The 13,888-nt window shown below is 60.9% G+C and carries 11 protein-coding genes; 7 read left to right on the top strand and 4 right to left on the bottom strand.

Going from position 1 to position 13,888, the window contains the following annotated elements; genetic code table 11:
- Window positions 1-332: 332 nt before the first annotated feature.
- Complete coding sequence (locus tag M5B43_RS26830) at window positions 333-1,142, bottom strand: UDP-2,3-diacylglucosamine diphosphatase (RefSeq protein WP_248752898.1); 810 nt, start codon at window positions 1,140-1,142, stop codon at window positions 333-335.
- Between the two features lie 136 nt (window positions 1,143-1,278).
- Here M5B43_RS26830 and M5B43_RS26825 point away from each other — a divergent pair, with 136 nt between their 5' ends.
- From M5B43_RS26825 to M5B43_RS26815, 3 genes are all read left to right on the top strand, one after another.
- Window positions 1,279-2,028, top strand: coding sequence for an AraC family transcriptional regulator (locus M5B43_RS26825; RefSeq protein WP_248752897.1), 750 nt, complete (start codon window positions 1,279-1,281; stop codon window positions 2,026-2,028).
- Between the two features lie 100 nt (window positions 2,029-2,128).
- The gene (locus tag M5B43_RS26820) at window positions 2,129-3,013 is read left to right on the top strand and encodes a DMT family transporter (RefSeq protein ID WP_248752896.1); all 885 of its coding nucleotides are present in this window, start codon (window positions 2,129-2,131) and stop codon (window positions 3,011-3,013) included.
- Window positions 3,014-3,144: 131 nt separating this feature from the next.
- A complete protein-coding gene (locus M5B43_RS26815) occupies window positions 3,145-3,429 on the top strand; it encodes a hypothetical protein (protein ID WP_248752895.1) in 285 nt (94 codons plus the stop codon).
- A 41-nt stretch (window positions 3,430-3,470) separates the two neighbouring features.
- Here the strand turns inward: M5B43_RS26815 and M5B43_RS26810 are convergent, their stop codons facing one another.
- A complete protein-coding gene (locus M5B43_RS26810; RefSeq protein WP_248752894.1) occupies window positions 3,471-3,758 on the bottom strand; it encodes a SelT/SelW/SelH family protein in 288 nt (95 codons plus the stop codon).
- Window positions 3,759-3,842: 84 nt separating this feature from the next.
- On the opposite strand from M5B43_RS26810, the gene M5B43_RS26805 reads away from it, so the two are divergent.
- Complete coding sequence (locus M5B43_RS26805; RefSeq protein ID WP_248752893.1) at window positions 3,843-6,032, top strand: patatin-like phospholipase family protein; 2,190 nt, start codon at window positions 3,843-3,845, stop codon at window positions 6,030-6,032.
- Between the two features lie 223 nt (window positions 6,033-6,255).
- Here the strand turns inward: M5B43_RS26805 and M5B43_RS26800 are convergent, their stop codons facing one another.
- On the bottom strand, window positions 6,256-6,690 hold the full coding sequence (locus M5B43_RS26800; RefSeq protein ID WP_248752892.1) for a MarR family transcriptional regulator: 435 nt from the start codon (window positions 6,688-6,690) through the stop codon (window positions 6,256-6,258).
- A 121-nt stretch (window positions 6,691-6,811) separates the two neighbouring features.
- A complete protein-coding gene (gene recQ, locus M5B43_RS26795) occupies window positions 6,812-8,938 on the bottom strand; it encodes a DNA helicase RecQ (RefSeq protein ID WP_248752891.1) in 2,127 nt (708 codons plus the stop codon).
- Between the two features lie 276 nt (window positions 8,939-9,214).
- Between recQ and M5B43_RS26790 the strand changes: the two genes are divergently transcribed.
- The 3 genes from M5B43_RS26790 (at window position 9,215) to M5B43_RS26780 (ending at window position 13,847) form a co-directional block, all read left to right on the top strand.
- A complete protein-coding gene (locus M5B43_RS26790) occupies window positions 9,215-9,802 on the top strand; it encodes a YecA family protein (RefSeq protein ID WP_248752890.1) in 588 nt (195 codons plus the stop codon).
- Between the two features lie 20 nt (window positions 9,803-9,822).
- Window positions 9,823-10,218 (top strand): YbaN family protein, encoded by a 396-nt coding sequence (locus M5B43_RS26785; RefSeq protein ID WP_248752889.1) that lies wholly within the window; start codon window positions 9,823-9,825, stop codon window positions 10,216-10,218.
- A gap of 158 nt (window positions 10,219-10,376) precedes the next feature.
- Complete coding sequence (locus tag M5B43_RS26780; protein ID WP_248752888.1) at window positions 10,377-13,847, top strand: PAS domain-containing hybrid sensor histidine kinase/response regulator; 3,471 nt, start codon at window positions 10,377-10,379, stop codon at window positions 13,845-13,847.
- Window positions 13,848-13,888: the final 41 nt, after the last annotated feature.

Here is a 13,888-nt window from a genome sequence, read left to right as displayed (position 1 = left end):
GCGCAGCCCAACGCGGGGCAAGCCCGCTCGCCACGAGTGTTCCGTCTTAACTGACTGGACCGACCGGCATTGGGGCAAGCCCTGATTCCAGTCAGTTAAGCGCTAGAACGAGCAACCGGTAACCTGTGGCGAGCGGGCTTGCCCCGCGTTGGGCTGCGAAGCGGCCCCAAAACCATCCACCTCGGGGTGTCTGGAAAACCGTGGTGAATTTATTGGGGCTGCTGCGCAGCCCAACGCGGGGCAAGCCCGCTCGCCACAGTGATAGTGCTCCGTCTTAACTGACTGGACTGACTGGCATTGGGGCACGCCCCCTCCCGCATTTGGGTTGACTGCTAGCCGGCAACCCTCTCAGCTTTCAGCTGCGCGTCCCTGGCCTGTGCATCCGCCAACCGATACAACTCGATGTGCCCGTCCCAGTGCTCGATCAACGCCGTGCACGACTCCACCCAATCCCCGCAATTGAGGTAATCCACCTCCCCCACCTTACGAATTTCGGCATGGTGAATATGCCCGCACACCACGCCATGCAACTCGCGCTTGGTCACTTCGTGGGCAATCGCTTCCTCGAAGTCGCTGATAAAGCTCACGGCGGTTTTGACCTTGTGCTTCAAATACGCCGACAACGACCAATAACCGTAGCCATAACGCGCGCGCCAGTGATTGAGCCAGCGGTTCAGCGTGAGCGTGAATTCATAGGCCCAATCGCCAAGAAACGCCAGCCAACGGTGATAACGGGTAATCACATCGAACTGGTCGCCATGTATCACCAGCAGATGGCGACCATCGGCAGTCACGTGCACGGCCTCGTCGACCAATTGGATATTGCCCAGAATCAGCTTTGAGTAGCGTCGCAGGAACTCATCATGGTTACCGGTGACGTAGATCACCTCGGTACCGCGCTTGGCCATGGTCAACAGGCGGCGGATCACGTTGGTGTGGGCCTGGGGCCAATACATGCCGCCGCGCATTTTCCAACCGTCAATAATGTCGCCGACGAGGTACACCTTGTCAGCGTGGTAGCCCTTGAGAAACTGTGACAAATGTTCGGCCTGGCAATCCCGGGTGCCCAAATGCACGTCGGAAATCCACAGGGTACGAACCCGTTGCTTGCGGCTGGGTTTGGCGAACTCGGCACTGGTCATGGGCATCCCTCGACGCTGTTTTCGCGAGCTTGCGCCTTGGCGATTAATAGCCCATGACAGCTGTGCGTCAGTCTGATGACAGCGCGTGGTGCCCTGGAAGCGTTGTAGACTGGCGACTTGCCGCCAGGAGATCGCGATGAGACCGTCCCTCACGCTACGCCATTACCTCGAAGCGCCGATTGCCCACAGCCATGACCATGCGCAGTTGGTGTTCGGCCTGTCCGGCCATCTGGACCTGGAGGTCGATGGCCGTGGCAGCCAGGTCCACGAAAGCAGCGTGATGGTGCTGCCCTTCTCTGCCTATCATGCGTGTGGCAGCCGCGATGGCAGCCGCTGCCTGGTGCTGGATGTACCCACCGAACACTGGGTGCTGCAATCCTTGGGCGACCATGCCGATGCCAGCCGTCGCTTGCTTGATCAACCGGCTCGCCTGGCACTGGACTCGCGGCAACGCCAGTTGGTGCACTGGCTGGCGCACAGCCCGGTGCACGACCCGCTGATCGTGCAACACGGTGCGGTGCTCTTGCTGGCCAGCCTGAATCGTCCGCGGGCGCAACCGCTACCGGGCCGGCGCCTGCCCTATGCGGCCTTCAATGCGCACATCGAGCACCACGCGGCACGCCCGCTGCAAGTGGCCGACCTTGCCCGTATTGCCAACCTTTCAGTGGCCCGCCTGCATGCGCGTTTTATGGCCGAGTGCGGGCAAACGCCGATGGACTATCTGCGCAGTCGTCGCCTGCATATGGCGCTGGGGCTCCTGCGCGAGACATCGCTACCCATTGGCGAGGTGTCCGAACGCGTCGGTTATGCCTCGCACAGCGCATTTTCTGCCGCCATGCTGCGCGAGTTCGGCGCCTCGCCTGGCGCCTTGCGTCGAACGGCATGACAAGAGCCCTGCGCCAAAAATCGCGAGGCCGGCGACAGACGCCAAGGCGCCTGACCCTCTAGACTGCGACGCTGTCACTCCCGTTGGTTCAAGGATCGCAATGACTCCCCGTTCAGCCCTCGGCGCCCTGCATATCGGCGCATTGATGTTTGGCCTTACCGGCGTATTCGGCAAACTGGCCGCCGCCTCACCCGCCATTATCGTGTTTGGTCGGGCAGCCTTCGCCGTGCTCGCCCTGGCGGTGTTTGCGCGGTTTGCCCGCCATACACCCTGGAAAAAACTGGAGGGGCGCGACTGGCGCCGCCTGCTGATCAGTGGCGTGTTGCTGGCAGCGCATTGGGTGACATTCTTTATTGCCGTCAAAGTCGCCGGCGTGGCGGTGGCGACCTTGGGTTTCACTGCCTTTCCCGCCTTTACCGTGATCCTGGAGGGGCTGATCTTCCGCGAGCGCATCCGCGCCAATGAGATCGTGCTGGTGGCACTGGTCAGCGTCGGCCTGATACTGGTGACGCCAGACTTCAACCTGGCCAGCGAAGCCTCCGGTGGCTTGCTCTGGGGCATTGTCTCAGGGCTGCTGTTTTCGCTGTTGTCACTCAACAACCGCGCCAGTTCCGGGCGAATTCCAGCGGTACAGGCCGCGCTGTGCCAGAACGTGGTCGTCGCGGCCTGCCTGCTGCCCGTGGCCGCACCGGGGCTGGCAGACGTGCGTGCGATTGATTGGCTCTGGATCGGGTTGCTCGGCGTGTTTTGTACCGGCCTGGCACACAGCCTGTTCGTGGCCAGCCTTGCCGTGATCAAGGCGCGCACCGCCTCGGTGGTGTTTGCCATGGAACCGGTCTATGGCATCACCGCCGCCTGGCTGCTGTTTGCCGAAACCCCCACCTTGCGCATGCTGCTGGGCGGCGCGCTGATCATCGTCGCCATCGTGCTCTCGGGCCTGATGGGCAGCGCCAGCCAGGCCAAACAACCGACGGCAACGGCCTGACCTATACTTGAAACATCCGCAACGTCTGTAGTCGTTCAACGGATAACAGACAGCTCGACGACAGCCAGGGTGTTTTCTGAAGTTGCTGCACGCGAGTGGTCATTCCATTTACGCGATGCAGGAGTTTCACCATGGAAATGTTCGTCAGCTTGTTGGTGCAGATCATCAGCGGTGCCATCGGCGGCAACCTGGCCGGCATGACCAACCAAAGCATGGGCACCAATGCACTCAACTCAGTCGTTGGCGGTGTCGGTGGGTTGGTGCTGGGTCAGCTCCTTTCCTGGCTGCTGGGTGCGCCCGCGGGAGATGCGTTGAATGTCGCAGCGCTGGGCAGCAACATCATCGGCGGCGGCGTCGGCGGCCTGGTACTGACATTTGTCGTCGGCGTGATCAAAAACAAAATGGCTGCCAAGTAGCGCTATGCCGGTGAATCGCCGCCGCCCGTGGGCGGCGGCCTTCATGGCGTGCGGTCGTTATGGCCCAGGTCCCGCTGTGGGTCGATCTGGTCACGTACCCGCTGCTTAAGCACTTTGGCCTCGGGGAAACCGCCATCCACCTTGCGCTCCCAGATCTGCACGCCATCACAGGTGATACGAAATGCGCCGCCGGTGGCCGGCTCCAGCGCCACGCGGCCCAAGTCATCTGAAAACGTACTCAGCAACTCCTGGGCCAGCCACGCAGCACGCAACAGCCACTGGCACTGGGTGCAATAGGTGATAACGATCTCGGGTTTGCTTGCGGACATAACTTAAGAGGCTCCTGGCGTAACGAGCTCGGTGGATCGAGTGGCTATAATACCGGCCTTTATCGCCCTGCCTCGAGATTCATGATGCGCCGCCTGTTGTCCTGCCTGCTGCTGTGCCTGGTCCCCGTCTTCGCCAATGCCTTGGAAACCCCACGCCCTAAAGTCGGCCTGGTGCTGTCCGGCGGCGCCGCCCGTGGGCTCGCGCATATCGGTGTGCTCAAGGCCCTGGAGGAACAAGGCATTCAAATCGATGCAATTGCCGGCACCAGCATGGGCGCGGTCATTGGTGGGCTGTATGCCTCGGGCTACAAGATCGATGAGCTGGAAAAACTTGCACTGAATATCGATTGGCAACAGGCATTGTCGGATGCGCCACTTCGGGAGGATGTGCCGTTTCGCCGTAAACAGGACGACCGGGACTTCCTGATCAAGCAGAAACTCAGCATCCGCGACGACGGCAGTCTCGGCCTGCCGCTGGGTGTGATCCAGGGCCAGAACCTGGCGTTGTTGCTGGAAAGCATGTTTGCCCACAGCAGTAATACACGCAACTTCGATAAATTGCCGATCCCGTTCCGCGCCGTGGCCACCGATATCACCACCGGCGAAAAAGTGGTGTTCAGCAAGGGGCATCTGCCCCAGGTGATACGCGCCAGCATGTCGATCCCTGCAGTATTTGCCCCCGTGGAGTTGGACGGACGCCTGCTGGTGGACGGTGGCATGACCGACAACATCCCGCTGGATGTGGCGCGGGAAATGGGCGTCGACATTGCCATCGTGGTCGACATCGGTACGCCGCTGCGCTCACGCAAGCAATTGACCACCGTGGTCGACGTGCTCAACCAGTCCATCACCCTGATGACGCGGCGCAATTCCGAGGAACAACTCAAGGCCCTGCATCCCAAGGATGTGCTGATCCAGCCGCCCCTGGCCGCCTATGGCGTCACCGATTTTGGCCGCGCCAAGGACATGATCGACGCCGGCTACCGCGCGACCCGCGCCCTCGATATACGCCTGGCGCATCTGCGTCCCATCGAACCTGTCGACCCGCAACTGGTGGCCGCCCGCACACCGGGCGAACGCACCCCGATCATTACCGCGATCAACGTGGAGAACGACTCTAAAGTCAGCGACGACGTGATCCGCTATTACATCCGCCAGACCCTGGGCGAACCCCTGAACCTGGACCGCCTGCAAGCGGACATGGGCACGTTGTATGGCCTGGATTACTTCGAGCAGGTGCAATACCGCGTCGTAAAAAAGGGCAAGGACAATACCCTGGTGATCAGCGCGCGAGGCAAACGCAGCGGCACCGACTACCTGCGCCTGGGTTTGAATCTGTCGGACGACATGCGCGGTGACAGTGCCTTCAACCTTGGCGCCAGTTACCGTATGAATGGCATCAACCGCCTGGGTGCGGAATGGCTGACACGGGTGCAAATCGGTGATCGCCAGGAGCTGTACAGCGAGTTCTACCAACCGATGGACACCGGCTCGCGCTACTTCATCGCGCCTTATATCAGTGCCCAGGCGCAGAACGTTGAACTGATCATGGACAACGACCCGATCTCCGAATACCGCCTGGAGCGCTATGGTTTTGGCTTGAACGTTGGACGCCAGATCGGCAACAGCGGCGAGATTCGCTTCGGTGTCGGCGAAGCCTGGGGCAAGGCGGATGTACGGATCGGCGACCGCGACCTGCCGAGCATGAACTTCAGCGAAGGCTTCTATGAGCTCAAATACTCCTTCGACTCCCTGGACAACGTGTATTTCCCGCACAGCGGCGAAGACATCGGCCTGGCCTTTCGCGAGTTCGAACCCGGCCTAGGCTCGGACCAGCGCTACCGTCAGTGGGAGTTCAAGCTGGACAAAGCCATGAGCCACGGCCCGGACACCCTGATACTGGGCGGCCGCTATGGGCGCACCCTGGATAAATCCGACGTGGTGATTTCCAGCTTCCTGCTGGGCGGCGCACGGCAGTTGTCGGGCTTTCGCGAGGACGCTATCTCAGGTCAGAACATCAGCCTGATGCGCGCGGTGTACTACCGCCGCCTGACACCTCGCTCCTACCTGCCGCTGGATTTCCCGCTGTACCTCGGCGCCTCGGTGGAACGCGGCCGGGCGTGGAACAACGACAACCCGTTCGACAGCGGGTACATCAACGCCGCGAGTGTTTTCCTCGGCTTTGATACGCCGCTGGGGCCGCTGAATTTCAGTTACGGGTTCAATGATGACAACCAGCAGGCGGTGTACCTGAACCTGGGGCAGACCTTCTAGAACGCTGCACAATTCAAATGTGGGAAGGGGCACCGTCAGTTAAGCGTCATCGCCCTCTGTAGGAGCGAGCTTGCTCGCGAAAAACGTCAACGATAACGCGTGTTTCCTGAATAAATGCGTCGCCTAGGTTTTTTTCGCGAGCAAGCTCGCTCCTACAAAAGCCTTAACTGACTGGCATTACGGCAAGCGCCCTCCCACACGTTGATCCCCGGCGAATTGAAGATCAGGACTTTTCCAGATTCGCCAGGATATGCCCATGCACACGCATGCACACACGCATGTCCTCTTCATCCACGCCCACGAACAGTTCATGGCGCAGGGCCGTGGCGATGGTTTCGATCTGGTCGATCAGAGGCCGGGCGGTATCGCACAGCAGGATGCGTTTGGCGCGGCGGTCTTCTACCACAGCCTGGCGTTGTACCAGGCCCTGGCCTTCCAGGCTGTCGAGCAGGCGCGCCAGTGTGGGCCCTTCTACTCCGACACTTTGGGCCAGTTCACGCTGAGTAGGTGCTTCTTCAAAACGGGCCAGGTGCAACAGCACCAGCCAACGCGCCTGGGACAAGCCCAGCCCCGCCAAACGGCGGTCCAGCTCGGCGCGCCAACCTCGGGACATTTGCGCCAACTGCATGCCAAAGCGGTGTTGATCGGTTAACGGCATAAAAAACTCATGTTTTAGACTGAAAATAAAGTGTGGCTAATTATTAGTCAGCTAAGCATGAGCCATGCCAGTAGGCAAGCTTCACCCTGTACTGATTCGTTACATTGTCGTAATTGGCACACTAAATTTCGAATTCAGACTGCAAAGCGGCACGCACGCAGTACAAAACGCCCTCCGGAACCCGCCCGGTAAATAACGGCGCAATCTCCGAAACCGGTGGCAATTCGCCTTCTCCATCCAGAAATGCGTCCTGGATCTCGCCAAGCAAATCCTCAGGTAAATCAAGGGCCTGCTCCAACGACAACTGCTGCTTGCCAATGGATTCAGCGAGCAGGGTATAGACATTCTTTTCCGAGCATTGCAGCTGGCCGGCGATCTGGATCGGGGTCATGCCGGCACGGGCCAGGCTGATCAGTTCGTGGCGAATATCGGCAACTTCCTTCGGCGCTTCGGCCTGGCCGCCGAGCACTTCGAGGAAGGCTTGGCCGTAACGCTCCAGCTTGCGCGCACCCACACCACTGACCCTGGCCATCTCTGCCAGGGTGGCCGGCTGCTCACGCAACATCTCCAGCAAGGTGGAGTCAGGGAAAATAACGTACGGCGGAACACTGTGTTCCTGCGCCAGTTTACGCCGCAGGGTACGCAAGGCTTCCCACTGCTCGCGCTCCTCTCCCCGCACCAGTTGACTGGCCTGGCTGGTGCTGCTCTTGGCGGTGGTCTGTGGCTTGAGGTCACGACGCAGTTCAAGGCTTACTTCACCCTTGAGCAAGGGCCGGCAACTGTCATTCAGGCGCAGGCCGCCAAAGCCCTCGATGTCGATGTCGACAAGGCCACGCGCAACCATCTGGCGGAACAGTGAACGCCATTCGCCTTCGGCTCGCGCCTTGCCGACGCCGTAGACCGAGAGTTTCTCGTGGCCGAAGCTGCGGATTTTCTCGTTGTCCTTGCCCAGCAGCACATCCACCAGATGCCCCACGCCATAACGCTGGCCAGTTCGGTAGATCGTCGACAACGCCTGGCGCGCCGGCTCGGTGGCATCCCAGGTCTGCACGCCATCGATGCAGTTATCGCAGTGGCCGCAGGGCTCGGGCATGTCTTCGTCGAAATACGCCAGCAGTGTCTGGCGACGGCAGCGGGTCTCTTCGCACAACGAGAGCATGGCATCGAGCTTGTGCTGCTCAAGGCGCTTGTGACGCTCGTCGCCTTCGGAGTTCTGCAGCATTTGCTTGAGCATCACCACGTCTTGCAGGCCGTAGACCATCCAGGCATCCGCTGGCAGGCCATCACGACCGGCGCGGCCCGTTTCCTGGTAATAGGCTTCAAGGGACTTGGGCAGATCCATGTGCGCCACGAAACGCACGTTGGATTTGTCGATACCCATGCCGAAGGCGATGGTCGCCACCATGATCAGCCCCTCCTCATTGAGGAAGCGCTTCTGGTGATAGGCACGCAGATCGTTGGGCAGGCCGGCATGGTACGGCAACGCCGGGTAGCCTTGTTCGCAGAGGAACGCGGCCACTTCATCGACCTTCTTGCGCGACAGGCAATAGACAATGCCCGCATCACTGCGCCGCTCGGACAGGAACGCCAGCAACTGCTTGCGCGGTTGTTCCTTGGGCACGATGCGGTAGAAAATGTTGGGCCGGTCAAAGCTCGACAGGAAGCGCTCGGCGTCCTGCAAATGCAGACGCTCGACGATTTCTTCACGGGTACGCTTGTCGGCGGTGGCGGTCAGGGCGATGCGGGGCACGTCGGGGAACAGTTCGGCCAATTGGCCCAGCTGCAGGTATTCGCGACGGAAATCATGACCCCACTGCGATACACAGTGGGCTTCGTCGATGGCGAACAGGGCAATTTCAAGACTTTGCAGGAAGGCCAGCATCCGCGGCTGCACCAGGCGCTCCGGCGCCAGGTACAGCATCTTCACTTCGCCACGCTTGATGCGGGCAGCCAGGTCGCGCTGCTGCTCGGCGCTGAGCGTGGAATTCAAGGACGCGGCAGCCACGCCAAGTTCTTCCAGGGTCGCCACCTGGTCGTCCATCAATGCAATCAGCGGCGACACCACCACGGCCAGGCCATTGCGCAACAGCGCCGGCACCTGGAAGCACAACGACTTGCCACCACCGGTAGGCATCAGCACCAGGGCGTCGCCGCCACTGGCCACGCGCTCAATGATCGCACCCTGGCGGCCACGAAAACTGTCGTAGCCGAAGATGTCCTTGAGGACGCGTTGAGCCTGCTCGAGCATGTAAAACTCCAAAATGGTGCCGAAATCCCTCTGTACAGGCTGGCCGAAAAAACACGCGTTCACGGAAAATAATCCGTAAGCGAAGTTTTCTCAGGTTGGCGCTTGGCCTGCTGGGGCATCACAAAACGCGGCAGTATACCCGAGCGTCCTCCGGCAAAGGGCACGACTGACGAATAGACATCTCGCTCTAAAACCTGGCAAATATGCCGTGCGGCTGGCCTGGGCGCTCAAGAAAGCCTAGAATTCAGCATCGTTTATTCCCAAGGTAGCCCTTCAATGTCCTTCGCTGAGCAACTAACCCGCCTGCAAGCCTTCCTCGACGCCGATGAGCTGCATGACGAGGCGCTGGACTACGTGGCCGCCCACGGCTACCTGACCGCCCTGTCGATCTGCTCCGACGTCGTGCCCGACCGTGAATGGATCGACGCGCTGTTCGCCGAAGAGCCTCACTACGCCGACGCCGCCCAGCGCGAAGAAATCGAATCCACCCTGCTGGCCCTCAAGGCCCACATCGGTCGCCAGCTGGCCTCCGATGAGGAATTCGAGCTGCCGTGTGACCTGGACCTGGGCGAAGAGCCGGATGACTCCGACCTGCGCGGCTGGTGCATCGGCTTCATGGAAGGGGTATTCCTGCGCGAGGCCGCCTGGTTCGAAACCGCCGAGGAAGAAGTCAGCGAAATGCTCCTGCCAATCATGGTCGGTTCGGGCCTGTTCGATGACCAGCCGGAGTTTTCCGACATCGCCGCCGACGCCAACCTGATGGACGACATGATCGTTCAGATCCCGGAAGCCCTGACCGCGCTGTACCTGCTGTGCAACGCCCCTGACGAGAAACCGGCGATTCTCAAGCCCCGCCACCACTAAGCCGCTTGCCCGTGAAACCCATGGGCAACCGCTCGCTGCTCCTGCGCTACACGCTGCTGGCCATCGGCTGGCTAAGCGTAGCGCTAGGGGTGATCGGCATTTTCCTACCGGTATTGCCGACTACGCCCTTCCTTCTGCTCGCCGCTGCCTGCTTCACTCGAAGCTCCCCACGCTTCTACCACTGGCTGGTGCAACACCCGCACCTGGGTCCCTGGGTTCGTGACTACCTGGGCGGTAACGGTATCCCGCTCAAGGGCAAGGTCTACGCCATCGGCCTGATGTGGCTGAGCATCGGTTTCTCCTGCTACCTGGTGCCCTCGCCATGGGCACGGGGCTTTATGCTGACCAGTGCGGTGCTCGTCACCCTCTATATCCTGCGCCAGAAGACCCTGGCTGTGGGAGCTGCCGAGCCTTAGCGAGGCTGCGATAGAAGCACCGCAGCGCCTGCATCGCAGCCTCGCCTGGGCTCGACAGCTCCCACACGACCTTGGTCGACACTGACTAACCCCAAGCATCATGCGAGACTGTCCAACCGGGCCTGGAATGCCTGGGTGTTCTTATGCTCGGAGTTACCATGACGTTGTCCTGCGGGCTGATCGCCGCCGTTGCCCTGGCCTATATGGCCATTATGTTTGCCATCGCTTTTTACGGTGACCGCCGCCACGCGCCGCTGCCACCGCGCATGCGTGCCTGGGTCTATAGCTTGTCGCTGGCCGTGTACTGCACCAGTTGGACTTTTTTCGGCGCTGTAGGCCAGGCCGCCGAGCAGCTATGGGCATTTTTACCGATCTACCTGGGACCGGTGTTGTTGCTCGTATTGGCGCCCTGGGTGCTGCAGAAGATGATCCTGATCAGCAAGCAGGAAAACATCACATCCATTGCCGACTTCATCGCTGCGCGCTACGGCAAATCCCAGTCGCTGGCGGTAGTGGTGGCATTGATCTGCCTGGTCGGCGTGCTGCCCTATATTGCGCTGCAACTCAAAGGCATCGTGCTCGGTGTGAACCTGTTGATCGGCTCCGGCCCCGACACCACCGGTACTCGGGCCCAGGACACGGCTTTGATCGTGTCGCTGGTATTGGCGCTGTTCACCATCGTGTTTGGTACCCGTAACCTCGACGCCACCGAACACCACCGTGGCATGGTGCTGGCGATTGCCTTTGAATCCCTGGTCAAGCTCTTCGCTTTTCTCGCGGTCGGTGCGTTTGTAACCTACGGGTTATACGACGGTTTCGGTGACCTGGTCAGCCAGGCAATGCTCGCGCCCCGCCTGGAGGAGTACTGGAAAGAGACCGTCAACTGGCCATCGATGGTGGTACAGACCGGCGTCGCCATGATGGCAATCATCTGCCTGCCCCGGCAATTCCACGTGACGGTCGTTGAAAATATCGACCCGCAAGATCTGCGCCTGGCCAAGTGGGTGTTCCCGGCTTACTTGATCCTTGCCGCACTGTTCGTGATCCCCATCGCCCTCGGCGGCAAAATGCTGTTGCCCGGCTCGGTGCTGCCGGACTCCTATGTGATCAGCTTGCCGATGGCCCAGGCCCATCCTGCCCTCGCCGTGCTGGCCTTCATTGGCGGAGCCTCGGCCGCCACCGGCATGGTGATCGTGGCCAGCATTGCCCTGTCGACCATGGTCTCCAACGATATGCTGCTGCCCTGGCTGCTACGCCGCTCCAGCGCCGAGCGGCCGTTCGAAGTATTTCGCCATTGGATGCTGTCGGTGCGACGGGTCAGCATTGTGATCATCCTGCTGCTGGCGTATGTGAGCTATCGGCTGCTGGGGTCGACCGCAAGCCTGGCGACCATCGGCCAGATCGCCTTTGCCGCCGTCACTCAACTGGCACCGGCGATGCTCGGCGCGCTCTACTGGAAGCAGGCCAACCGACGGGGCGTATTTGCCGGCTTGGCCACCGGTACCTTCCTGTGGTTCTACACCTTGGTCCTCCCCGTCACCGCGAAAAGCCTGGGCTGGTCGCTCAGCCTCTTCCCCGGACTGACGTGGATGCATTCACATCCGTTCGGGTTTTCCGTGACCTCGCTGACCCTGGGCACTGTGTTCTCCCTGGCCGGTAACTTCACCTTGTTCGTATGGGTCTCGATGTTGTCGCGCACAAGGGTGTCGGAGCACTGGCAGGCGGGGCGCTTTATCGGTCAGGAGATCAGCCAGCGCGCCAGCGCCCGCTCGATGTTGTCGGTGCAGATCAGCGACTTGCTCAGCCTGGCCGCACGTTTCGTCGGTGAAGAGCGTGCGCAGCAGAGTTTTATTCGCTTCGCCTATCGCCAAGGCAAAGGTTTCAACCCCAACCAGAACGCTGATAACGATTGGATCGCTCATACCGAGCGCTTGTTGGCAGGCGTACTCGGTGCATCATCGACGCGTGCAGTGGTGAAAGCTGCCATTGAGGGGCGGGAAATGCAGCTGGAGGACGTGGTACGGATCGCCGACGAAGCCTCTGAGGTCCTGCAGTTCAACCGCGCCCTGTTGCAAGGTGCCATTGAGAACATTACTCAAGGCATCAGCGTGGTGGATCAATCCCTCAAGCTGGTGGCCTGGAACCGGCGCTATCTGGAACTGTTCAACTACCCGGATGGGCTGATCAGCGTGGGTCGGCCCATTGCCGACATTATTCGCTACAACGCCGAACGCGGCTTGTGTGGGCCCGGCGAAGCCGAAGTACACGTGGCGCGTCGCCTGCATTGGATGCGCCAGGGTCGTGCACATACCTCAGAGCGCCTGTTCCCCAATGGGCGAGTGATCGAGTTGATCGGCAACCCGATGCCTGGTGGTGGCTTTGTCATGAGCTTTACCGACATCACCGCATTCCGTGAAGCCGAACAAGCACTGACCGAGGCCAACGAAGGACTGGAACAACGGGTGACCGAGCGCACCCATGAACTGTCGCAGCTCAATGTGGCACTCACCGACGCCAAGGGCGTGGCCGAATCCGCCAGCCAATCGAAGACCCGGTTCCTGGCCGCAGTGAGCCATGACCTGATGCAACCGTTGAACGCCGCACGCTTATTCTCTGCCGCCCTCTCCCACCAGCACGATGGCCTCTCCACCGAGGCGCGGCAATTGGTGCAGCATCTGGACAGTTCGTTACGCTCGGCCGAAGACTTGATCAGCGATTTACTGGATATCTCGCGCCTTGAAAACGGCAAGATCAACCCACAACGCCAACCCTTTGTGCTCAACGAGCTGTTCGACACCCTGGGCGCTGAATTCAAGGCGCTGGCCAACGAGCAAGGCTTGCGTTTCCGTTTACGCGGCAGTCGCTTGCGGATAGACAGTGACATCAAGTTGTTGCGGCGGATCTTGCAGAACTTTCTGACCAACGCCTTCCGTTATGCCGACGGTCCGGTGCTGCTAGGCGTACGCCGGCGAAAGGGCGAGTTGTGCCTGGAAGTCTGGGACCGCGGGCCTGGCATTCCGCTGGATAAACAGCAGGTGATCTTCGAAGAGTTCAAGCGCCTGGACAGCCACCAGACACGCGCCGAGAAAGGCCTGGGCCTGGGCCTGGCCATTGCCGACGGCCTGTGCCGCGTGCTGGGCCATCACTTGAGCGTACGCTCGTGGCCGGGCAAGGGCAGCGTATTCAGCGTATGTGTGCCGCTGGCACGTAACCAGGCCAACCCGCAGCCAAAAGCGCCCCTGGAAAACGGCCTGCCATTAAGCGGTGCGCAAGTGTTGTGCGTGGATAACGAGGAAAGCATCCTGATCGGGATGCGCAGCCTGCTCACTCGCTGGGGCTGTGAAGTGTGGACCGCTACCGACCAGGCGCAATGCGCGGCATTGTTGGCCGAGGGTGTGCGCCCGCAGTTGGCGCTGGTGGATTACCACTTGGACCACGGCGAAACCGGCACTGAGCTGATGGGCTGGCTGCGAGCGCAACTGGCGGAACCGATTCCTGGCGTGGTGATCAGTGCCGATGGGCGCCCTGAGAGGGTGGCCGAGGTGCATGCGGCGGGCCTTGATTACTTGGCCAAGCCGGTCAAGCCGGCGGCGTTGCGGGCGTTGCTCAGTCGCCACCTGCCCCTTTAGGCCGGGTGTATGCAGTCAAACATGTGGGAGGGGGCCAACCC

It is taken from the genome of Pseudomonas sp. MWU15-20650, from assembly GCF_023242475.1.
In the GTDB taxonomy this organism is placed as follows: domain Bacteria; phylum Pseudomonadota; class Gammaproteobacteria; order Pseudomonadales; family Pseudomonadaceae; genus Aquipseudomonas.
This window is presented reverse-complemented; position numbering and strand designations above follow the sequence as displayed.